The sequence below is a fragment of the Clostridium sp. genome (genome assembly GCF_029258205.1).
Taxonomy (GTDB): Bacteria; Bacillota; Clostridia; order Clostridiales; family Clostridiaceae; genus Sarcina.
In genome coordinates this window covers 18,924-40,795 of sequence record NZ_JARHZJ010000036.1, presented here as the reverse complement: position 1 = coordinate 40,795, position 21,872 = coordinate 18,924, and the positions used below count along the sequence as shown (strand labels likewise).

Annotated in this window: 21 protein-coding genes and 1 riboswitch; of the genes, 18 read left to right on the top strand and 3 right to left on the bottom strand. The window is 28.8% G+C overall.

What is annotated here, in order from left to right; genetic code table 11:
- Positions 1 to 52 precede the first annotated feature (52 nt).
- The 3 genes from Q1J60_RS05105 (at position 53) to Q1J60_RS05095 (ending at position 3,687) form a co-directional block, all read left to right on the top strand.
- Positions 53 to 1,750 (top strand): S8 family peptidase, encoded by a 1,698-nt coding sequence (locus Q1J60_RS05105; protein ID WP_300259245.1) that lies wholly within the window; start codon positions 53 to 55, stop codon positions 1,748 to 1,750.
- A 183-nt stretch (positions 1,751 to 1,933) separates the two neighbouring features.
- Complete coding sequence (locus Q1J60_RS05100; protein ID WP_300259244.1) at positions 1,934 to 2,095, top strand: hypothetical protein; 162 nt, start codon at positions 1,934 to 1,936, stop codon at positions 2,093 to 2,095.
- A 275-nt stretch (positions 2,096 to 2,370) separates the two neighbouring features.
- Positions 2,371 to 3,687 carry a peptidoglycan-binding domain-containing protein gene (locus tag Q1J60_RS05095; RefSeq protein ID WP_300259242.1) on the top strand — a complete coding sequence of 439 codons (1,317 nt, stop codon included), beginning with the start codon at positions 2,371 to 2,373 and terminating at the stop codon, positions 3,685 to 3,687.
- A gap of 134 nt (positions 3,688 to 3,821) precedes the next feature.
- Here Q1J60_RS05095 and Q1J60_RS05090 read toward each other — a convergent pair whose 3' ends face one another.
- Entirely contained in the window at positions 3,822 to 4,880 is a 1,059-nt protein-coding gene (locus Q1J60_RS05090; RefSeq protein ID WP_300259240.1) for a YkvI family membrane protein, read from the bottom strand.
- A gap of 159 nt (positions 4,881 to 5,039) precedes the next feature.
- Between Q1J60_RS05090 and Q1J60_RS05085 the strand changes: the two genes are divergently transcribed.
- The 10 genes from Q1J60_RS05085 to Q1J60_RS05040 all read left to right on the top strand — a co-directional run bounded on the left by Q1J60_RS05085 (position 5,040) and on the right by Q1J60_RS05040 (position 14,916).
- Positions 5,040 to 6,125, top strand: a complete 1,086-nt coding sequence (locus tag Q1J60_RS05085) for a hypothetical protein (protein ID WP_300259238.1) — start codon at positions 5,040 to 5,042, stop codon at positions 6,123 to 6,125.
- A 92-nt stretch (positions 6,126 to 6,217) separates the two neighbouring features.
- Entirely contained in the window at positions 6,218 to 7,153 is a 936-nt protein-coding gene (gene mnmL, locus Q1J60_RS05080) for a tRNA modification radical SAM protein MnmL/YtqA (RefSeq protein WP_300259237.1), read from the top strand.
- A gap of 23 nt (positions 7,154 to 7,176) precedes the next feature.
- Complete coding sequence (locus tag Q1J60_RS05075; protein WP_300259235.1) at positions 7,177 to 7,899, top strand: 2-phosphosulfolactate phosphatase family protein; 723 nt, start codon at positions 7,177 to 7,179, stop codon at positions 7,897 to 7,899.
- 266 nt (positions 7,900 to 8,165) lie between these two features.
- Positions 8,166 to 8,609 (top strand): hypothetical protein, encoded by a 444-nt coding sequence (locus Q1J60_RS05070; protein ID WP_300259233.1) that lies wholly within the window; start codon positions 8,166 to 8,168, stop codon positions 8,607 to 8,609.
- A 263-nt stretch (positions 8,610 to 8,872) separates the two neighbouring features.
- A complete protein-coding gene (locus Q1J60_RS05065) occupies positions 8,873 to 9,580 on the top strand; it encodes an MIP/aquaporin family protein (RefSeq protein ID WP_300259231.1) in 708 nt (235 codons plus the stop codon).
- 42 nt (positions 9,581 to 9,622) lie between these two features.
- Positions 9,623 to 10,183, top strand: coding sequence for a glycerol-3-phosphate responsive antiterminator (locus tag Q1J60_RS05060; RefSeq protein WP_300259229.1), 561 nt, complete (start codon positions 9,623 to 9,625; stop codon positions 10,181 to 10,183).
- Between the two features lie 19 nt (positions 10,184 to 10,202).
- Positions 10,203 to 11,705 (top strand): glycerol kinase GlpK, encoded by a 1,503-nt coding sequence (glpK, locus tag Q1J60_RS05055; RefSeq protein WP_300259227.1) that lies wholly within the window; start codon positions 10,203 to 10,205, stop codon positions 11,703 to 11,705.
- Positions 11,706 to 11,869: 164 nt separating this feature from the next.
- Positions 11,870 to 13,300, top strand: a complete 1,431-nt coding sequence (locus Q1J60_RS05050; RefSeq protein ID WP_300259225.1) for an NAD(P)/FAD-dependent oxidoreductase — start codon at positions 11,870 to 11,872, stop codon at positions 13,298 to 13,300.
- A 12-nt stretch (positions 13,301 to 13,312) separates the two neighbouring features.
- Positions 13,313 to 14,566 (top strand): FAD-dependent oxidoreductase, encoded by a 1,254-nt coding sequence (locus Q1J60_RS05045; protein WP_300259223.1) that lies wholly within the window; start codon positions 13,313 to 13,315, stop codon positions 14,564 to 14,566.
- A 2-nt stretch (positions 14,567 to 14,568) separates the two neighbouring features.
- Entirely contained in the window at positions 14,569 to 14,916 is a 348-nt protein-coding gene (locus Q1J60_RS05040; protein ID WP_300259221.1) for a DUF1667 domain-containing protein, read from the top strand.
- 369 nt (positions 14,917 to 15,285) lie between these two features.
- On the opposite strand, the gene Q1J60_RS05035 is transcribed toward Q1J60_RS05040, so the two are convergent.
- A complete protein-coding gene (locus Q1J60_RS05035; RefSeq protein WP_300259219.1) occupies positions 15,286 to 16,461 on the bottom strand; it encodes a class I SAM-dependent rRNA methyltransferase in 1,176 nt (391 codons plus the stop codon).
- 161 nt (positions 16,462 to 16,622) lie between these two features.
- On the opposite strand from Q1J60_RS05035, the gene Q1J60_RS05030 reads away from it, so the two are divergent.
- From Q1J60_RS05030 to Q1J60_RS05010, 5 genes are all read left to right on the top strand, one after another.
- Positions 16,623 to 16,937: a hypothetical protein gene (locus tag Q1J60_RS05030; protein WP_300259217.1), complete on the top strand. Its 315-nt coding sequence runs from the start codon at positions 16,623 to 16,625 to the stop codon at positions 16,935 to 16,937.
- 65 nt (positions 16,938 to 17,002) lie between these two features.
- Positions 17,003 to 17,104: riboswitch (TPP riboswitch) on the top strand.
- 216 nt (positions 17,105 to 17,320) lie between these two features.
- Positions 17,321 to 17,986 (top strand): thiaminase II, encoded by a 666-nt coding sequence (gene tenA / locus Q1J60_RS05025; RefSeq protein ID WP_300259215.1) that lies wholly within the window; start codon positions 17,321 to 17,323, stop codon positions 17,984 to 17,986.
- Positions 17,986 to 18,591, top strand: a complete 606-nt coding sequence (gene thiT, locus Q1J60_RS05020) for an energy-coupled thiamine transporter ThiT (protein ID WP_300259213.1) — start codon at positions 17,986 to 17,988, stop codon at positions 18,589 to 18,591. Before tenA ends, thiT begins: the two co-directional genes overlap by 1 nt.
- 130 nt (positions 18,592 to 18,721) lie before the next feature.
- On the top strand, positions 18,722 to 20,650 hold the full coding sequence (locus Q1J60_RS05015; RefSeq protein ID WP_300259211.1) for an ABC-F family ATP-binding cassette domain-containing protein: 1,929 nt from the start codon (positions 18,722 to 18,724) through the stop codon (positions 20,648 to 20,650).
- A 120-nt stretch (positions 20,651 to 20,770) separates the two neighbouring features.
- Positions 20,771 to 21,379, top strand: a complete 609-nt coding sequence (locus Q1J60_RS05010; protein WP_300259210.1) for a DUF1643 domain-containing protein — start codon at positions 20,771 to 20,773, stop codon at positions 21,377 to 21,379.
- 167 nt (positions 21,380 to 21,546) lie between these two features.
- Here Q1J60_RS05010 and Q1J60_RS05005 read toward each other — a convergent pair whose 3' ends face one another.
- Positions 21,547 to 21,762, bottom strand: a complete 216-nt coding sequence (locus Q1J60_RS05005) for a (2Fe-2S)-binding protein (protein WP_300259208.1) — start codon at positions 21,760 to 21,762, stop codon at positions 21,547 to 21,549.
- Between the last annotated feature and the right edge of the window lie 110 nt (positions 21,763 to 21,872).

Below are 21,872 nucleotides of genomic sequence, written 5' to 3'. Positions count from 1 at the left end.
ATGCAAGAAATTTTCAATAGTTTAATAAATAAGTAAATAAGGAGTATTGAGTATGGAGAATAAGGCTACAGTTGGTATAGATTTTATAAATATAATACCAAAGCAAATATTAAATAGCTTAATAGAGCAAAATTCACCTAATAATGGAGAAATAGAATTAGTTGTTTTATATGGAATTAACTTTTTAAGATTTAAAAATTCAGTAGATAAGATAGGTGCAAAAGTTGAGGATTTAGGATATGGATTTGGAATACTTATAATAAAGGTTAATGATTTAAATAGAATAATTGAGCTTGAGGGCCTACAATATATAGAATTGCCTAAAATTCTATATACATCAGCATATGATAGCAATAGAGCATCATGCATTCCAATTGTTTGGAATAATTATAATCTAACTGGAGAGGGGATATTAGTTGGATTTTTAGATACTGGGATTGATTACACTCATAATGCTTTTAAAGATGCCGATGGAAATACTAGAATAGAGTATATATATGATCTTGAAAATGGAATTGTATATGATAAGAATAAAATAAATGAAGCCTTAAAATCTGAAGATCCGTTTAGTATTGTACCTGAAGTTGATTTATCAGGACATGGAACACATGTTGCAGGAATTGCATGTGCTGGAGGAAAGATAAGCTATGATAATTATGGAGTTGCTTATAAAAGTAGCATAGCAATGGTAAAGATAACTGGTGAAAATAGTTTAAGGGCGGCATTAAGTACTCAGCTTATGAGAGGTTTAAAATTTTTAATAGATAAAAGCAATGAAATCGATAAACCTTTAGTTGTAAATATAAGTTTGAGTACAAATGATGGTTCTCATAATGGAAATAGTTTATTAGAAAAATATATTCAAACACTTACTCAATTACAAAAGGCAGTTATTGTAGTAGCTGCTGGGAATGAGGGTGATAGTGCTCATCATGTAGGTGGTAAGATAAAAAAAGAAGAGGATTTAGATTTGAATATAGGAAATGCAGAAAAAAGTATTAAATTAGATTTTTATAAGCCTGTATTAGTTGATGTATCAGTTGAAGTGATATCACCAACTGGAATAAGTACTGGACCAATTGAATTATCTGAATCTTACAAAGAAAGATTTGTTGGAAGGGAGAAAATAATTGTATATAGCACTGGGCCTAAGCCTTTTGATATACAAGGACAAACTACAATAAGTATTTTACCTTTAGGAGATGTAATAACAGATGGTGTTTGGAGAATTATAGTTAGAAAATTAAATGATTATGAAGGATATTTTGATATTTGGTTACCTATATCAGAAGGATTAAATGAAAAAACAAGATTTTTGCAACCAGATGTTTATAATACATTAGGAATACCTGCTACTGTAGAAGGAGTTATATCAGTTGGAAGTTATAATTTTTTAAATAACAATTTATCAGTTTTTTCTGGAAGAGGAGTTATTAGACCTGAGTGGTTAATTAAACCAGATTTGGTTGCACCAGGTGAAAATATATTATCCACTGTTGAGGAGCAAGGATTTGATACTAAGAATGGTACATCAATGGCTGCACCACAAGTTGCTGGAATATGTGCATTACTTTTTGAATGGGGCATTATAAAAAATAATGATCCTTTTTTATACGGAGAAAGAATTAAATATTATTTGATTAAGGGAGCAAAGAGGAGATTATTTGGTGAGGCATATCCAAATCCAGATTTAGGATATGGATTTGTATGTTTGGATAGAACTATGGAATTATTAATTAATAGGAGATAGTTATGGAATTTTTATCTAAAAAGGTTCGTCTATTAGTTGATTCTGAAAGTATAAGTTTTCTTGTTGAATATAGAGGCGATTTGGCATAGACTATTTAAATCCTGAATTTACTGATAGTAATGGAAAACTAGAATATTAAAAGTATGGGATCAATCATTAAAAACAAATAAGTATCCTAAAGACATGTTTTGTGGAACTGAGTATAATCAAGAAGAGATTAATCTATCAATAGAACTGAATAATAATTGTGGATATCCATATACAATAGTCCAATCTAAAGATGAATTAGGGCATGGAACAAAGATGGATTTTATAATAGAAGGGAGTGACAAGGAAAAAGCTTAACTGGAGTAGTTCTAGAATTTTATATTGCAATAGTAAAATTAGATAGAACATTTAAAAAATACACAGATTATTTCTTTGCAAAGGGTGATGATGTTAAGTATAGAAATGTAGACATACTTTTAGCAATGTTTTTAATAGTTTAAGAACTAATAGACTTTCTGGTAAGATACAGTAAAAAATAATTTTGAATATATTTTAAGTATAAATATCTATTAGCAAAATAGATATGAATTTCATAAACTATATGGTATTAATTTATAATTAGGAGAAATTATATGGCAGTAGGTGGATTAAAAGTTCAATGTTTTAGTGAACAAAGGAGATATATACCTATTGATAAATGTAAGGTTAAAATAACACCAACAGGGCAAGATGGTATAGCTATAGGAAATACTTTAGAATTATATACAGATGCAACTGGAAGTACTAAAACTATAGATTTAGATGCACCACCAGTAGAAAATTCTAATCAACCAGGTACTACTCCTTATAGTTTTGCAGAGGTTATTGTTGAAAGAGAAGGTTTTTCACCTGTAGCAGTAAATGGAGTACAAATTTATCCTTCAAGAATAGCTCTTCAAAATATTAATTTACCTGAAACTAGAGGATATTACAGACAAGAGGAAGTTATTGATATACAGCCTAATAGGTTAGTTGGTAATTTTCCACCAAAGATACCTGAAGCAGAGGAAAAGGAACTCCCACCACCAAAGGGAACAGTAGTTTTACTAGAGCCTGTAGTTCCAGAATATATAGTTGTTCATAATGGTAGACCAAATGATAATTCAGTAGCAAATTATAAGGTTAATTACAAAGACTATATAAAAAATGTTGCATGTTGCGAAATTTTTTCAACATGGTCTGAGAATACTATACGAGCTAATGTTTATGCTATAATATCATTTACTTTAAATAGAATATATACTGAATGGTATAGAGGAAAAGGTAAGAATTTTGATATAACTAATTCAACAGCTTTTGATCATGCTTTTAGTTATGGAAGAAATTTTTATGATAACATAAGTAGAATTGTAGATGAAATATTTGCAACATATATGAAAAGATTCAATTCTAAACAACCTCTCTTAGCTCAATATTGTGATGGAATAAATGTACAATGTCCAGGTTGGATGACTCAATGGGGAAGTAAATACTTAGGTGATGAAGGAAAAGTGCCTTATGATATTCTAACATCTTTTTATGGTGATAATTTAGAATTAAAGTCTGCTAAAAAAGTTAAAGGAAGTCCAAAATCATATCCTGGTTATACACTAAACTCTGGGGCTTCAGGAGAACCTGTTAGGGTTATACAAGAACAATTGAATGCTATTTCAAAAGCTTATCCTCTAATACCTAAGGTTGCTGTAGACGGAAAATATGGTGAGAAAACTAGAGAGTCTGTTAGAACTTTTCAAAAAGTATTTAATCTTCCTCAAACAGGAGAAGTAAATTACGCAACATGGTATAAAATATCAGATGTTTATGTTGCAGTAACAAAAATAGCAGAGCTTAGATCAAGTGTTGAGAAGAAGGTGTTTTATCCACCAACAATAATGGATAGGAGTGGAAATATACCAAAGATAGTTTATTAAATATTAAAGGGCGTGTATCAAAATAGCTTTTTATAAAATTTATAAACAGTATGAAGAGAAGATCTAGTAATTCTCTGAATATATTTGTTAGTTTTGTTGTTATATTTTGATACAGCCCTCTTTACTTTTTATGCCTATCTTTGTTTTTTCAATTTAAAAAAGTAGAAGTAAATACATTGAACTATAAATACTAAGCTTAAAACTCCAAACATTGGGTATAATGTGGAGATTAAGTTTGAAAATCCTATTAATGAAACTGGAAGTGCTACTATTAAAACTACAAATATAGCATGTTTATATTTTACTTTAAAGCTTTTTGTAAGTGTTTTACTTATGGAATATACGTCAGAAACCTCTGTAGAAAACATTTCAGCTAATATTATTATTAAGAGCATTATTTGAATAGGTTTTCCAAATCTATCAGCTATATAAAGTAGAGGAATTTCGTATTGGAATATTTGTGGCTGATTAACCATAAGCATTGAATTTATAAAAATACATATTATTGTTAGAAGAACGGAACCTAATAAAATACCCCATGTCATTATTTTTTTACTCTTCATTTCATTACTTAAAGGAACAATAACCCCACAGCAACAAAGAATATTGTAGCCGCAATAAAGTATCCCAGAAGTAAAAACTCCCTTAGAAAGTTTTGGAGTAGAATAAACAAGGGAATTTATAGTAATTGGATCATTAGCAAATGCAACATAAAGAATCATAAGTGTAGTTGTTACTATTATTAAAGATGGAACTATAATGGAATTTATTTCCACTAAACCGTTAGTTTCTCTCATAAGAATTAGTGAAGAAATAATAGCCATAAATATTGAACCTATAATTTTAGGAATTCCAAAATATTGATTCAATAAAGCTCCACTACCTGCAAGTATTATTGACGCACTAGATATTAGATAAAAAGTTGTTATGATTCCAGTGAGTTTTCCTAAAATATTAGGACTAACCGTATTTATGACTTCGCTATAGGAATTTAAGCTATGTTTAATACTTATTCTTGAAATTATGTTGCAGAGAATAATATAAAATAAGCCAGTCATTATAATAGTAAAAAAGCTTTTATATCCATACACTGTAAAGAAATTTGTTATTTCCTTTCCAGAGGCAAGTCCAGCTCCTACTATAGTTCCTATAAAAACAAAAGCTACTTGAAAAACTTTTATAATACTTTTCATTAAATCACCTCCCTAACTAAATATATAAGTTGTAAAGGGAGTTTATTCTTAAAATAAAAAAGTAAAAATTAAGTTTAGGATATTTATTATTTTATTAATACTTTTAAGCTATTTGGAAAACCTAAAATAGGACTTATTCTAAGGAAGGAATGATTATAAATGATTAAAAAGATTATGGCATCCTTGATTATTGGATCGTTATTTCTTTTCATAGGCTGTAATAGAATAAGTAATACGGTCGATGATAATAAGGAGCTAAAGGAAAGTATTGAGAGCATATATTTTAATAATAAGATATCAATATCAGTAGCAGAAGAATATATGGAGGCTCTTAAGAGTAATGATTTGGAAAAAATTAAAAGGTTATCTGATAAAGAAGTTGATAAGAATATAATAATTATCCCAAGTAAAGAGCTTGAAATAACAGGGATAAAGCAGGTTGGAGCAGCTCAATTGGGAAATAGATCTATGTTTAGATTCTATGTTACTAGAACTAAAAAAGGAGAGCCTAAGGCCGATTTAGAGCAATATTATTTAGAGGTTAGAAAAACTGAAGAGGGAGAATATAAGGTATCAGAACTTAAATCAACTCAACTTTATAGTATTTTTTTAGATAATGAAAAATTAAAGATTAGAAAAGATGATGATGTTGAAATTAATACATTAATAGATTTAAAAAGCATACCTGATAAAATTTATCCAAAGGTTAATGCTATAGATATAGCTAAGGTTTATGTGCCTAAGGATAATTTTTCAGCTGTAGAAATTTCATTTTCAGGAGATAAAGTAGCAATTTCAACATATAAGGGTGAAGATTCTTATATAGGAGTAGTTGATGTTGAGGATGCACAAGAGACAGCTACTAAAGAAGGGGAAGATGAAGGCGGAAAAGAAGATGAAAAGAAGGAAGATAAAACTTTAGGAAAAAAAATAACTTCATTAGATGTATTAAGTGGATGTAAAATTTCTAGCTTAAATTTTTCAGATGATGATGGATATGTTGTTGTAAATTATATTAAAGGTAATGGCACAAGATTTAAGGTCTATCAAAGTAATGGAAGTATAGTTTCCTTAGAATTAGATGATATATTTGCAGAAGAGGAATATAATCTTATTTATGAAAAAATACAGGATAATAATATAATTATGAATGTTACTCCAATAATAAAATCAAATAATACTAAAAGTGGCTTAATTGGAAGATATAAAATATCTTTAAAAGATTTTAAACTTGAAAAACTATAGTATAATATAAAATAAGTTAATCATAACTTTTAAATTTATGATTAACTTTTTTATTTTAAGTAAATTTTGATTTTAATGAAAAGGTGATATAAATGGAAAAAAGAAAAACATGGGGAGATAAGAGATATAATAATTTAAATATGTTTTTAAGAGAAAAATTTGGAGAAAAAGTATTTAAAATAAGTTTAGATGGTGGATTTACATGTCCTAATAGAGACGGAAAGGTTGCTAAGGGAGGATGTACTTTTTGTAGTTCACAAGGGTCAGGAGACTATGCTGGACGAAGAAATTTAAGTATTGGGAATCAGTTTGATAATGTTAAAGAGATGATGAATAAGAAATGGAAAAAAGGAAAATATATAGCTTATTTTCAAGCGTATACTAATACATATGCTCCAGTTGAAGAACTAAGAAGAAAATATGAGGAAGCAATTAATAAAGAAGGAGTAGTTGCTCTTGCTATAGGTACAAGACCAGATTGTATAAATGAAGAAGTTTTAGATTTATTAGAGGAAATGAACAAAAAGGTATATACTTGGATTGAATTAGGACTTCAAACAATTCATGAAGATACTGCTAGAAGTTTTAATAGAGGATATGACTTAGAAGTATTTGATAAGGCTATGGAAGGATTAAAAAGTAGAGGAATAGATACTGTAGTTCACTGTATATTAGGACTTCCTGGAGAAAGTAAAGAGCAAATGTTAGAAACCGTTGATTATGTTTCTAGATGTGGAGCACAAGGAATAAAACTACACTTACTTCATCTAATGGAAGGAACAAGAATGGTTAAGGACTATGAAGAAGGTAGATTAAAATTCTTAACTCAAGAAGAGTATGTCGATTTAATTTGCAAAGCAATAAGTATAATACCTCAAAATATGGTTATACATAGGCTAACAGGAGATGCTCCTAGACAACTTCTTATAGGTCCTATGTGGAGTTTGAAAAAATGGGAAGTTTTAAATGCTATTGATAAGGCACTTGAAGATAATGATATTTATCAAGGAAAGAATTTTGAAGAATAATTTTTAAATAAGGCGAGGTAAATATGAAAATTGATATTATAATTTCTGCTGATTATATAGATAGTGAAGCACTTAAAGGAAAGGTAGCTGTGGTTATAGATATGCTAAGGGCTACATCTGTAATTACAACAGCACTTTATAATGGAGCTAAAAAGGTTATACCAGTAGTAAGTGTTGAAGAGGCTTTTGAAAAAGCAAAAGAATTAAAATCTTTAGGTGAAGAAATTTTACTTGGAGGAGAGAGAAATGCTCTAAAAATAGATGGATTTGATTTCTCTAATTCTCCATTAGAGTACAAAAGTGAAATAGTAGAAGGAAAAAATGTAATAATGTCTACTACAAATGGAACTAGAGCGCTAAATTTATGTAATAAAGCGGATAAAGTCATAGTTGCTTCTGTATTAAATGGACGAGCAGTAGCTAAATATTTAGAAAATGAGGACAAAGAAGTAGTGTTTGTTAATTCTGGAACAAAAGGTGAGTTTTCAAGTGATGACTTTATGTGTTCAGGTTATATAATAAGTGAGTTATGCAAAAATAAAGATGCTGAGCTTACTGATATAGCTAAAATAGCTAAATATGTTTATGAAAGTAGTGGAGTAATAGAAGAATTTATAAAAGATGCTAAACACTATAATATTCTTAAAAGTTTAGGGTTAGAAGAAGATTTAAAGTATTGTTCTACAAAGAATTTAATAGATTTAGTTTTTGAGTTTAAAAATGGTGAAATAAAGACTATACAATAGTAAGTTAAAGTGACAAGATAATAAGTTTTGTGAATTATTTTTATAAAAGTAAATAAAATAATATAAATAAAAACTACTTTTAATGTAATGTTTTTAAAACAAAAAGAAATATCTTGATAAAATATATTAAAAAAGTTATTAAACTTTTAATATTAATACTTTATGTTTAATTTGTTGGTAAATAGTTAAAAAATTTAATTTGTTAATATGTATTTAAAAATATATTATGTGTATATAATTAGATATTTTATAAGGGGATGTTTTTAATGAAGAAAAAGTTATTAGTAGTTCTTATTTCTTCCATAATGGGATTACAATTAGTTGGATGCGGAAGTTCTAATAATTCATCTGATAAAAGTACTTATGGGAATAAGGCTGTTTCAACTACACATAATAAACTTAAAGTTATAAATAATGATCGTTTAACTAATAATGTATCAGAAGTTTATCTTCAGGTTAAAGAGGAATTTGAAGAGGTATTCCAAAATAAAGAAATTAATCAGTGGAATGATTGTAAGACAAAAGCTTTAGAAAATTTAAAAGAAATTAAAAAAATCACTCCAAAAAGTGATAAAAATATAAATCAATCTATAGAAGATATAGAACAATTAATAGATAACTATCAAAATATTTTAGATGGTAATTGTGCAGATCCAATAGCGATACAAAATTTAGAATCACAAATAGAACAATTATTATTTGATAAATAATGCAAAAAAGAGGGGATTAAAGTTAACATCCTCTTTTTTTATTTTATGGAAAGATTGTTAAATTTTTAATTTATTGAAAACAGTTTCAAGAGGTGTTAAAATAAATATTGTAAAAAACAACAAAAAATATATACGTATATGTTCAACTTGTGTAGGAGTATTTAGAGTTAAACACGAGAAAAATTTGATTTTTTTTGTTTAGCTCTTTTTTATTTTAAGCTTTTTTAAAATTAAATATATTAATTACTAGGTGGTGGAGAGTCATGGTAAATCAATTCTTGGCTGAACTTTTTGGAACTGCACTTTTGATATTATTAGGGGATGGAGTAGTTGCAAATATAGTTCTTAAGAAAACGAAGGGAAATGGAGCAGATCTTATTGTAGTCACTGTAGGATGGGCAATAGCAGTTGCAATTCCTGTCTATATATTTTCTAGGGTGAGTGGAGCTGTATTTAATCCAGCAGTAACTATTGCATTAGGTATAACTGGAGGATTGACATGGAATCAAGTTATAATCTTCTGTATAGCACAATTTATAGGAGCTTTTATAGGAGCTGTACTTGTTTATTTAACTTATTATACTCATTTTGAATCTACTGAAGATCATGATGCAAAGCTTGGTACATTTTGTACTATACCAGCTATTAGAAATTTTAAATGGAATTTTTTTGCTGAATTTATAGGTACTTTCGTTTTAATGTTTGGAATTCTAGGACTTGGTGATGCGAAAATGGCAGAAGGAATTATGCCTATAGCTGTTGGATTATTAATTTTAGTTATAGGAGTATCTTTAGGAGGACCAACTGGATATGCAATCAATCCAGCTAGAGATTTTTCACCTAGACTTGCACATTTCTTGCTTCCTATGAAAAATAAAGGAGGCTCAGATTGGGCTTATGCTTGGATTCCAATTGTAGGACCAATACTTGGAGCTATAGCAGGAGCAATCGTATATACAAGTATATTTTAATTAGATATTAATTTTTGGACAATTTTAAGGAGGCTATTTATAATGATTAATTTTAGAAGAATACTTGAGGACAACCCTATTGTGGCAGCTGTAAAGGATATGAATCAATTAGATAAGGCATTAGAAGCAGATGTAGATGTAATTTTTGTTTTATTCGGTAATATTATGGATATTATAGAAATTTCAAATAAAATATCAGAAAAAAATAAGGTTGGAATATTACACATAGATTTAGTTGATGGACTTACAAATAGAGAAATAGTTTTAGAATATTTGAAAGAGAAAACTAAGTTTGATGGAATAATAAGTACTAAGGCTCAAATAGTAAAAAGTGCAAAAAAAATAGGGTTAGTAGCTATTCAGAGAGTTTTCATTTTAGATAGTCTTTCTTTTCAAAGTACAAAAAATCACTTAGTTGATGAATGTGATGCAGTAGAAATGTTACCAGGGTTATTATTTAAGATTATTAAACAGTTATCAACAACGATACAAAAACCATTAATAGTAGGTGGCTTAATTTCAGATAAAGAAGATGTTATGGAAGCTTTGAAATCAGGAGCAACATGTATATCTACAACAAGAGAGGATATTTGGAAGATATAAAATTAAGAGGTGAGTTTTTATGAAAAAATATATAGTAGCATTAGATCAAGGAACAACAAGTTCTAGAGCAATAATTTTTGATAAAGAACAAAACATTATTGGAGTAAGCCAAAAGGAATTCAATCAAATTTATCCTAAAGAAGGATGGGTTGAACACGATCCAATGGAAATATGGGCAACTCAATATAGTGTACTTCAAGAGGTTATGGCTAAGTGTAATATAACTCAAGAAAATATAGCAGCCATTGGAATAACTAATCAGAGAGAAACTACTATAGTTTGGGATAAAAATACAGGAGTTCCAATATACAATGCTATTGTTTGGCAATGTAGAAGAACTGCTGATATATGTGATGAGTTAAAAGAAAAAGATGGACTTGTAGAATATATTAGGGAAAATACAGGACTTGTGCTTGATGCGTATTTTTCAGGAACAAAAATAAAATGGATATTAGATAATGTTGAAGGTGCAAGAGAAAAAGCTGAAAAAGGTGAACTTTTATTTGGTACTGTAGATACTTGGCTTGTTTGGAAGCTTACAAATGGGAAGATACATGTAACTGATTATACTAATGCATCTAGAACTATGATATTTAACATAAAGAGCCTTGATTGGGATGAGAAAATGTTAAAGGAATTAGGTATTCCTAGAAGTATGCTACCAGAGGTAAAAAATTCATCTGAAATTTATGGATATGCAAACCTTGGAGCAAAAGGTGGAATAAGGGTTCCTATAGCTGGTATAGCTGGGGATCAACAAGCTGCTTTGTTTGGACAAGCTGCTTTTAATAAAGGGGATGTAAAAAATACTTATGGAACAGGATGCTTCTTATTAATGAATACAGGAGAAGAACTTGTTCAAAGTAAGTCAGGACTTTTAACAACAATAGCTATTGGATTAAACGGAAAAGTTCAATATGCTTTAGAAGGATCAGTATTTGTTGGAGGGGCTGTTATTCAATGGCTTAGAGATGAATTAAGAATCATAAGTGATTCTAGTGATACTGAATATTTTGCTAAAAAGGTAGAAGATAATGGTGGAGTATATGTTGTTCCTGCCTTCGTTGGATTAGGAGCTCCTTATTGGGATATGTATGCTCGTGGAACAATAGTAGGATTAACACGTGGAACTAATAGAAACCATATAATAAGAGCAGCTCTTGAATCAATTGCATATCAAACAAGAGATGTCCTTGAAGCTATGATAAATGATGTTGGATATGATATAAATTGTATAAAAGTAGATGGAGGAGCTAGTAGAAATAACTTCTTAATGCAATTCCAATCTGATTTAGTTGGTAAAAAGGTAATTAAACCTATAATTACAGAAACAACAGCTTTAGGGGCTGCTTATCTTGCAGGGCTAGCAGTTGGTTACTGGAATGATAAAGAAGAAATAGCTAAGTTATGGTTTGCAAGTGAAGAATTTGAGCCAACTATTTCTGAGGAAAGAAGAAATAAATATTATAAGAAGTGGAAAAAGGCTGTTCAAAGATCAATGGATTGGGAAGTTGAAAATTAAAAAAAGTCTGGAAACATTTACAGAAATGTGATATAATTAGATAAAAGCTAATAAATAATTTTAATTTTGTGTATAAGAGAGAATAGAGCTAAACACAAAAAGGATATCTTTATGTCTTTTTTGAGTTTGGTTCTTTTTTATTTTTAAAAAAGGAGCGATATTTAATGATTTATGATGTAGCAATTATAGGATCTGGAGTAATAGGTGGAGCAATATTTAGAGAATTAACAAAATATAATTTAAAAGTTGTAGAATTAGAAAAAGAAAATGACGTTGCTATGGGAGCATCTAAAGCAAATTCAGCAATTGTCCATTCAGGATATGATCCAGAACCAGGAACATTAATGGCAAAATATAATGTTGAAGGAAACAAGATGTTTGATGAGCTTTGTAAAGACTTATCAGTTCCTTTTAAGAGAAATGGATCATTAATTATAGGTTTTGATGAAGATGACCAAAAAGAATTAGAGGTTTTATATAATAGAGGAATTAAAAATGGAGTAGAAGGTTTAAGACTTTTATCAAAAGAAGAAGTTTTAGAAATGGAACCAAACTTAAATAAAGATGTAAAGAGTGCTTTGTTCTGCCCAACAGGAGGAATTGTTGGAGCATATGAATTTACTATAGCTCTTTCAGAAAATGCTATCGACAATGGAGGAGAATTAAGACTAAATTCTAAAGTTGTTGGTATTGAAAAAGATGAAAATTTCAAAATAAAACTTGAAGATGGAGACATAGTAGAGGCTAGATTCATAGTAAATGCAGCAGGTATTTATGCAGATGAAATTCACAATATGGTTTGTAAGGAAGAATTTAAGATAATTCCTAGAAAAGGTGAATATTATGTTTTAGATAAGAGTCAAGGAATATTATTTGAAAAGACAATATTCCAATGTCCAACTAAACTTGGAAAAGGGGTTTTAGTTACTCCAACAGTTCATGGGAACTTATTAGTTGGCCCAGATGCTATTGATACTTGTGATAAAGATTCAGTTTCTACAGAGTATGATGGATTAGCTAAGGTTAGAGAAGTTTCTTTAAAAACAACTGACAAAGTTAATTTTAGAGAAAATATTAGAAATTTTTCAGGACTTCGTGCTATAGCTGATAAGCCTGATTTCATAATCGGAGAAGCTAAAGATGTAAAAGGATTCTTTGATGTAGCAGGAATAAAATCACCAGGTTTAAGTTCAGCACCAGCTATTGCAGTAGATGTAGTTAAAATGCTTGGTGAAAGTGGATTAGCTTTAGAGAAAAAAGATAATTTCAATGAAAAAAGAGAACAAGTACACTTTATAGAACTTTCTCCTGAAGAAAAGGCAAATTTAATTAAAAAAGATAGTAGATATGGAAGAATAATTTGTAGATGTGAAAATATAACTGAGGGAGAGATTGTTGATAGTATAAATAGAACTTTAGGAGCTAGAACTATTGATGGAGTTAAGAGAAGATGTCGTCCAGGTTGTGGAAGATGTCAAGGTGGTTTCTGTGGACCTAGAGTTCAAGAAATAATATCTCGTGAAACTGGAATGAATATAGAAGAAGTGCTTTTAGATAAAAATGGTTCATACATAATAAGTGGAAAAACAAAGTAGGAGGATTTAGTTATGAAATATGATTTAGTAGTTGTAGGTGGAGGCCCAGCAGGATTAGCAGCAGCTTATGAAGCTCATGAAAACGGAGTAGAAAAAATATTAATTATAGAAAGAGATAAAGAACTAGGTGGAATATTAAATCAATGTATTCATAACGGATTTGGTCTTCATACCTTTAAAGAAGAACTTACAGGACCTGAATATGCTGGAAGATTTATTGATATGGTAGAAGGAACTAACATAGAAGTTATGTTAGATACAATGGTTTTAGAAATAGAAGGAAAAACAATACATGCTATAAATACTGAAAAAGGATATTTAACAATAGAAGCTGAAGCTATAGTACTTGCCATGGGATGTCGTGAAAGAACAAGAGGAGCTATAAGTATTCCAGGAGATAGACCATCAGGAATATTTACAGCTGGAGCTGCTCAAAGATTTATTAATATGGAAGGTTATATGGTAGGTAAAAAAGTAGTTATCTTAGGATCTGGGGATATTGGTCTTATAATGGCTAGGAGAATGACTCTTGAAGGAGCTAAGGTAGAGGCTGTTGTTGAACTTATGCCTTATTCAAATGGATTAACTAGAAATATTGTTCAATGTTTAGAGGATTATGGAATTCCACTATACTTATCTCATACAGTTATTGACGTTAAAGGTGATGGAAGATTAGAAAAGGTTATTATAGCTAAGGTTGATGAAAATAGACAACCTATAAAAGGTACTGAGATAGAATTTGATGCTGATACACTATTATTATCAGTTGGATTAATACCAGAAAATGAGCTTTCAAAAAATGCAGGAGTTGAATTAGACTTTAGAACTAATGGACTTGTAGTTTCTGAAAGTATGGAAACAAATAGAGAAGGTATATTTGCCTGTGGTAATGTTGTCCATGTTCATGACTTAGTTGACTTTGTAACTGAGGAAGCTAAGAATGCAGGAAGAAATGCTGCTAAATATATTAAAGGTAAAAAGAGATTAAATAATTTCACTGAAATAAAAAATGGAGAAAATATAAGTTATACAGTTCCTCAAAAATTTGAAATTGAATCTTTAGATGGAAATTTAAATGTATTTATGAGAGTTAGAAATGTATTTGAAAATAAAAAAATAGTAGTTAGAGATGAAGAAGGAAATGTTATTCAAAGCTTTAAGAAATCTCATGTTGTTCCTGCAGAAATGGAGAGAATTACAATACTTAAAGATAAGCTTAAAAATGCTAAAGGAGCAATAACAATTTCATTAGAGGATGGTGAATAATAATGATAAAAGAATTAATATGTATAGTATGTCCTAGAGGATGTCATTTAACAGTAGATACAGAGTTAGAAAAGGTTACAGGAAACACATGTAAAAGAGGAGAAATTTATGGATTAAACGAGGTTAAAAATCCAACTAGAATAGTAACTTCAACTGTTAAAATAGATGGTTGTGATAATATGGTTATACCAGTTAAAACAGAGGAACCTATTCCAAAGGGAATGATATTTGATGTAATGAAAGAAATTAACAAGGCTTCTGTTAAACTTCCAATTAAGGTTGGAGATGTAATTATAGAAGATGTTTTAGGAACAGGCGTTAGTATAGTTTCTGCAAAAACAGTTTCATAAATAAAGTAAGAAAGGTATCTGAGTTTTCAGATACCTTTCTCTTTTAATACATCTAATATTATATGTACATTAATTAGGATAGAATAAACAGTCCTAACTATTGAGTAGCTTAAAATAGATATTTTTAAATATTTAAATTTATTATGACTATTTAATGAGTGTATGCCATTTTTGTAAAGCACCTCATAGTAATAATATATTTAATATTTAATTTATTTATTAATACTTAAATACAAATTTTAGAGTGTATGCCTATTTTGTAAGACACCTCTTTATCTATAATTTAAGATATTAAAATTATATCTTTTCTTGCTACACTATTATATTAACCAATTTAATTTTTAATATACATAAACTTAAAAATTTTTTTTAGAATACTTGGAATATAAAGAATTTTAAATAATATGATTCATCAGAGTTCCAAAGTATAGGGTGATCTGCACTTTGAGTTCTAACTTCTACTTGTCTTAAAGTTCTTCTAGCGTCATGAGCAGCCTCAGCTACAGTTTTCTTTAATTGCTCTTCGTCCATATAATGTGAACAAGAACATGTAGCGAAGTAACCACCTTCTTTAACCATTTTAATTCCTCTAAGGTTTATTTCTTTATATCCTCTTATTGCTTGCTTAACAGTATTTCTTGATTTTGTGAAAGCTGGTGGATCTAAAATAACAACATCAAATTGTTTTCCTTCTCTTGACCAATCTCCTAATACATCAAAGGCGTTATGCTTTTCAAATTTAACTCTATCTTGAAGGTTGTTAAGTTCAGCATTTCTAGTAGCACAGTCTACTGCATGTTGAGATACATCTATTCCTAAAACTGATTTAGCTCCTGCTATACCTGCATTTAAAGCAAAAGAGCCAGTATGAGTAAAGCAATCTAAAACATCCATATCTTTGCATATTCTATGCATTGCAGCTCTATTTTCTTTTTGATCTAAGAAGAAGCCAGTTTTTTGACCATTTTCTAAATCAACTATGTATTTAACTCCGTTTTCAACTATTTGTATATCTGTATCAAAGGGTTCAGTTAAGAATCCTTTTCTTTGCTCTAGACCTTCTATTTCCCTAGTTTTTATATCGCTTCTTTCATAGACACCTTTAGCGCCATATTCTTCAACTAGAATTTTAACGATTAGGTCTCTATATTTATCCATTCCAAGAGTTGATATTTGAATTACATAATAATCTTCAAATTTATCAACTGTTAGACCAGGAAGGAAATCGGCCTCTCCAAAGATGAATCTGCATGAAGATGTATCTATAATCTTCTTTCTATATTCCCATGCAGTCTTAAATCTTCTCTTGAAGAAATCCTCATCTATTTCTTCATCTATATTTTTAGTCATTATTCTTATAGTTATCTTACTTCTGTCATTTATATATCCTTTTCCTAGGAAATAACCTTTGTGATTGTAAACCTCAACTATATCTCCGTTTTCATAATCTCCATCATATTCGTTTATTTCATCAATATATATCCAAGGTCTACCTTGTTCAGCTTTTTTATTTTTACCTTTGTGTAAATAAAACTTACTCGCCATTTAAATAGCTCCTTCCAAAATAATTCTTATAAAATTATAACATATTCTAGGCTTTCCAATATATTTAAAATGCATTTAAGAAAAATAAATTGGTACTTTAGAATAATAATATAATATTTAATATATATTTCTAATAAGAGTAATTTTAAGGATTGAAAAAAATGATAAAAGCTATAGTCATTCCTATACCTAAAAGATTAAAGAAATACATAAGAGATACTGATTTTAAAAATAAGGCGAAATCTTTTGTTACTAAAGAGAGAGCTATTATATATGGAACTATAGGCACAGGCGTAACAATAATGTCACTAAATGATGTACCAGCTAAGCCCTTTGTTATAGGAAGCTTATTATATCATGGTGTTGCCTATGAAATTTTAGAAAAATGGTATGATGAGTATGGTAATGACGAAGAATTTAGAAAGATGATGATGCAAAGTAGAGATTATTGGAATAATTTTTACATGAGAATTTAAAATATAAATTTATAATTATAAAATACCTAGAATTTTTTAGGGAAAATATATATAATAATTATAGACTTTATAGCTAGGGGTGCTTTTAGCTGAGAGATAACATTTTGTTATTAACCCTTAAACCTGATCTGGATAATGCCAGCGTAGGAAAGCCAGTAGAAAGTTTATAATAGTATTTTATATGTTTAGAGTATTATAATCTTTTATAAATTAAGCTACATCCTACATGGATGTAGCTTTTATTTTTTATTAGACATATTATAAAAACTATGATTATAAACTAAAATATTGTATTAAGTTTTTAGTTAGAGTTTTATAAAACTTTGAGGCGATTCTTATTTGGGCTATTTGGTTTAATCATAAGATTAAAGGAGATATAGAATATGAGATTTACAGAAAAATTATTAAAAGAAGCAATGCCTATATGGGAGAAGTATTTAGAGCACCCATTTATAAAAGAAATTGGAGAAGGAACTCTTGATAAGAATAAATTTAGAGAATATTTAGTTCAAGATTACCTTTATTTAAAAGAGTATGCTAAAGTTTTTTGTGCTGGAGTAGTTAAAGCTAAAACTATGGAAGAAATGAAATTCTTTTATAATTCAACAAAGGGCACTATGGAGGATGAAACAGCAGTACATATAGAATATTTAAAAGGATTTGGTATATCAGAATTAGAAGCAGAGAAAAGAGAATATAAGAGTACTACTATAAGTTATACAAGCTATATGCAAGCAATAGCATTAACAGGAGATTTAGATGAGATTGCTATTGCAACTTTACCATGTACATGGAGTTATAGCTACATAGGAAAATATATTTCCAAAAAATATTCTAATAAATTACAGGGGAATTTCTTTAAAGCTTGGATTGATGAGTATGCTTGTGATGAGTTTTTAAAATTTACAGATGAGTGGTTAGCTTACGTAGATAAAAAATGTTCAAACTTATCTGAAGAAAAACAAAGAAGATTAATAGAGATATTTAAAAGAGCTAGTTTGTATGAACTTGATTTTTGGAACATGGCATATGATGAAGGTGAAAAATAATGGGTGTTTATTCAGTAGCTTTAATTGGAATTTTAATATTAGGATTATATATATTAGATTTAAGAAAGCATAAAATTACAACAAGAGAAATTGTAATGATTGGACTAAGTGTAGCTATTTCTTATATGCTTTATATTATACCTATAGTTAGATATCCTCAAGGTGGTGAAATAACTTTATTTTCTATGCTTCCAATAATGCTTTTATCATTAGTATATGGAAGAACTGTTGGAGTTACAGGAGGATTGATATTTGGGTTTTTAAAAATATTAAATGGAGCTTTTATAGTACATCCAGTACAATTTATGCTTGATTATATGCTATCAAATATGGCTTTAGGGCTAGCTGGATCATTTGGAATAGATAAGAAATATAAGATATTCCTTGGTTCACTTATGGCTGGAGGATTAAGTACTTTTGTAAGTATAATATCAGGAGTAATTTTCTTTGGTCAATTTGCTCCTCCAGGAATGAATTTATGGATTTATTCAATAATTTATAATGTAAGTAGTGCAGGAGTTGAGAGTTTATTAACAGCTATAGTAATAACAATAATGCCAATAAAAATGTTAGCTAAAAGAATGAAAAATATAAATAGCATATAGAAATTTTTAATAGAGAGTTGCATAATAATTAAGTTAAATTATTTTATGCAACTCTTATTTTAGTTTTGGAAGAAACTTGAGTTTATATTATAATGAAAATAAGATTTATTTTGAAAAGGATGGATAATCGATGAATTTAATAACTCTTGAAAATATAAGTAAGAGCTATTCAGAAAAAATTTTAGCTAATAATGTATCTTTAGGAATAAATGAAGGAGAGAAGATTGGGCTTATAGGAGTTAATGGAACAGGAAAATCTTCTTTCTTAAAAATAGTTGCTGGAGTTGAAGAACCAGATGAAGGAACTGTAACTAAGGGAAATAGAGTAAGAGTAGAGTATCTTGCTCAAACACCCAATTATGATGATAATGCTACTGTTTTAGAGCAAGTTTTTAAGGGTAACTCAGAGGAAATGAGAATATTAAGAGAATACGAAGAGTTACTTGAAAAAATAGATAAGGGAGAAGTTAAAGAAGATGGTTCTGAAAGGTTAATAAATATTCAAGGAAAAATAGATGCTTTAAACCTTTGGGATATGGAAAGTGAAGCAAAGAATGTTTTAACTAAGCTTGGAATAACTAATTTTGAAGAAAAAGTAGGAAATCTTTCTGGAGGACAAAAGAAGAGAATAATGCTAGCAGCTGCATTAATAACTCCTTGTGAATTATTAATATTAGATGAGCCTACTAACCATTTAGATAATGAAACTATAAGTTGGTTAGAAGAATATTTAAATAGTAGAAAAGGCGCTCTTTTAATGATTACTCATGATAGATACTTCCTAGATAGAGTAACAAACAGAATATTAGAATTAGATAGAGGTAGATTATTTAGCTATGATGGAAACTATTCTGTTTTCTTAGAAAAGAAGATTGAGAGAATAGCCGTAGAAAAAGCTAACGAAGAAAAAAGACAAAATCTTATGAGAAAAGAACTAGCTTGGGTAAGAAGAGGTGCAAAAGCTAGAACTACTAAGCAAAAAGCTAGACTTCAAAGGTTTGATGAATTAGTAAATCAAGAAGGATTTATTGAAAATGAAAATATAGAAATCTCTGTTATGGGAACAAGACTAGGAAAGAAAATAATAGAGATAGAACATCTAAACAAAAGTTTTGGTGATAAAAAGATTGTTGATGATTTTAACTATATAGTACTAAGAAGTGACAGGATAGGTATTGTAGGACCTAATGGAATTGGTAAATCAACACTTATGGGAATGATTGAAGGAAAGATAATACCAGATAGTGGAGAAATAATAAAAGGTGAGACTGTAAAAATAGCTTGTTTCTCACAAGAAGATACACATATGCATCCAGAGATGAGAGCTATAGATTACATAAAAGAGGCAGGAGAGTATTTGCAAACTGCTACAGGTGAAAGAATAACTGCATCACAAATGTGTGAAAAGTTTTTATTTGATGGAACACTTCAATGGACAATGATAGGTATGTTATCTGGAGGAGAAAGAAGAAGGCTTCATCTTTTAAGAATTTTAATGGAAGCTCCTAATGTGCTTTTATTAGATGAGCCTACAAATGATTTAGATATTGAAACTTTAAATAGATTAGAAGATTATTTAGACGATTTTGGTGGAGTTGTCATAACTGTATCACATGATAGATATTTCCTAGACAGAATTTGTAATAAGATATTTTCTTATGAAGGAAATGGGGAAATAGATATTTATACTGGAAACTATGGGGATTATCTTCTAAGCAAAGAAGAAGAGAATGTTAAAAATAAAGAAAAAGAAGTAGCTGTGGATAAAAATAAAAAAGATTCATCTGTGGATAAAAATAAAAATAAGGGTAAAGTATTAAAATTCTCATTTAAAGAGCAAAGAGAATTTGAAACTATAGATGAAGAAATAATGACTCTTGAAGAAAAAATAGAAGAATTAGATTCTTTAATGACAAAACATGCATCAGAGTATGGTAGACTCCAAGAGTTAATGGAAGAAAAGGCAAAAGTTGAAGAAGAATTATCCTTTAAATATGAGAGATGGGAATATCTTAATGAGTTAGCAGCACAAATAGAGGAAAACAAAAAGAATAAATAAAGTTTATATAAATTTGTAGAATTTCTAAAGATTCGATTATATACTAAACTAAATTTAGAATATACTTAATACTAATATATTAAGTATGAGGAACGAGAGTTGGTAAAAAGGGGAGCGCTTATGCAAAAGTATTGTAAGAATCAAAATAATATAAATATTTTATTAGATTATGAAAGTGGAAGAGAATTTAATGTTACTTTTACCATTAATGAAGAAGGAGAAAGTGATATATTAGTTATTACTAGAGCTCCAAAATCACATAATGCTGAAGATTTAAAAAAAGAATTAAATAAAGCTATAAAATATTTAATGAATAATGAGGATGAACTTGGAATAATAAAAGAAATAAGTTTTGTATTCTTATTTCCTATTATTGAATATAGCAAAGATGTTCTAGAAGAGGTTTATAATACTAAAGGCGAGTTATTCCTATGTGGAAATGATGGATTTATTTTGAATGGAGAATACTTAAAAAATGACTTAATAATATTTGAAAGTCTAATAAATAGTTCTCATATAATATTTGCTTGGGGAAAGCCAACATCTAAAGATATTAGAAATATATATGAAAGTAGATTACAGTATCTTTTAAAAGGATTTAAAGTTGTTAAAAATAACTGCTTTGATTTAAAGAAGTTTTTTTATGTAGGAGCACTTACAAATCAAGGATATCCTAGAAACTATAGTAGTTGGTCTAAAAATTTACAATTAAATGAATTTGAAATTTAAAGAAAGATGGTATGTGTCAAAATAATCTTAGATTTGATACATACCATCTTTCTTTTGGTAAGATTTAATATAAAATAAATATTATGTAAAAGTAAAAAAGAGTACCTAATGGTACTCTTTTAGGGAGATACAAAATTAAAACAGTAAATAAGTTTTGCTTAAAAGAATTATTGATTGTCTTCAATTAATTCTTCAATCTTGTCTCTGCATCTACGACCTCTACAACAACCTTTTGTTGCACCAGTTTTTTCAGCTACTGCTTCTACTGTATGTGCACCATCTTTGATAGCTTCTTTTATCTTTGCTTTTGAGATTGCTTTGCAGATACAAGTTTTAGTCATTTTATCAATTACTTGTTGATTTAAATTATTGTTATCATTCATACTATTCTCCTCCTAAATATATCAAAGTAAAACAGCACGATTAACAAAAGGGAATGGAATGTATTTGATGATTTAATTATAAGTTAATTGATAAGAAAAGTCAACATTAA

Excerpts from the sequence above, each read along its gene's own strand:
- Q1J60_RS05010 (WP_300259210.1), top strand. The coding sequence starts at position 20,771 with ATGCAAAAGTATTGTAAGAATCAAAATAATATAAATATTTTATTAGAT.
- thiT (WP_300259213.1), top strand. The coding sequence starts at position 17,986 with ATGGGTGTTTATTCAGTAGCTTTAATTGGAATTTTAATATTAGGATTA.
- Q1J60_RS05065 (WP_300259231.1), top strand. The coding sequence starts at position 8,873 with ATGGTAAATCAATTCTTGGCTGAACTTTTTGGAACTGCACTTTTGATA.
- Q1J60_RS05040 (WP_300259221.1), top strand. The coding sequence starts at position 14,569 with ATGATAAAAGAATTAATATGTATAGTATGTCCTAGAGGATGTCATTTA.
- Q1J60_RS05030 (WP_300259217.1), top strand. The coding sequence starts at position 16,623 with ATGATAAAAGCTATAGTCATTCCTATACCTAAAAGATTAAAGAAATAC.
- Q1J60_RS05075 (WP_300259235.1), top strand. The coding sequence starts at position 7,177 with ATGAAAATTGATATTATAATTTCTGCTGATTATATAGATAGTGAAGCA.
- Q1J60_RS05085 (WP_300259238.1), top strand. The coding sequence starts at position 5,040 with ATGATTAAAAAGATTATGGCATCCTTGATTATTGGATCGTTATTTCTT.
- Q1J60_RS05050 (WP_300259225.1), top strand. The coding sequence starts at position 11,870 with ATGATTTATGATGTAGCAATTATAGGATCTGGAGTAATAGGTGGAGCA.
- tenA (WP_300259215.1), top strand. The coding sequence starts at position 17,321 with ATGAGATTTACAGAAAAATTATTAAAAGAAGCAATGCCTATATGGGAG.
- Q1J60_RS05060 (WP_300259229.1), top strand. The coding sequence starts at position 9,623 with ATGATTAATTTTAGAAGAATACTTGAGGACAACCCTATTGTGGCAGCT.
- Q1J60_RS05015 (WP_300259211.1), top strand. The coding sequence starts at position 18,722 with ATGAATTTAATAACTCTTGAAAATATAAGTAAGAGCTATTCAGAAAAA.
- Q1J60_RS05005 (WP_300259208.1), bottom strand. The coding sequence starts at position 21,762 with ATGAATGATAACAATAATTTAAATCAACAAGTAATTGATAAAATGACT.
- Q1J60_RS05100 (WP_300259244.1), top strand. The coding sequence starts at position 1,934 with ATGTTTTGTGGAACTGAGTATAATCAAGAAGAGATTAATCTATCAATA.
- glpK (WP_300259227.1), top strand. The coding sequence starts at position 10,203 with ATGAAAAAATATATAGTAGCATTAGATCAAGGAACAACAAGTTCTAGA.
- Q1J60_RS05095 (WP_300259242.1), top strand. The coding sequence starts at position 2,371 with ATGGCAGTAGGTGGATTAAAAGTTCAATGTTTTAGTGAACAAAGGAGA.
- Q1J60_RS05090 (WP_300259240.1), bottom strand. The coding sequence starts at position 4,880 with ATGAAAAGTATTATAAAAGTTTTTCAAGTAGCTTTTGTTTTTATAGGA.
- Q1J60_RS05035 (WP_300259219.1), bottom strand. The coding sequence starts at position 16,461 with ATGGCGAGTAAGTTTTATTTACACAAAGGTAAAAATAAAAAAGCTGAA.
- Q1J60_RS05070 (WP_300259233.1), top strand. The coding sequence starts at position 8,166 with ATGAAGAAAAAGTTATTAGTAGTTCTTATTTCTTCCATAATGGGATTA.
- Q1J60_RS05045 (WP_300259223.1), top strand. The coding sequence starts at position 13,313 with ATGAAATATGATTTAGTAGTTGTAGGTGGAGGCCCAGCAGGATTAGCA.
- mnmL (WP_300259237.1), top strand. The coding sequence starts at position 6,218 with ATGGAAAAAAGAAAAACATGGGGAGATAAGAGATATAATAATTTAAAT.
- Q1J60_RS05105 (WP_300259245.1), top strand. The coding sequence starts at position 53 with ATGGAGAATAAGGCTACAGTTGGTATAGATTTTATAAATATAATACCA.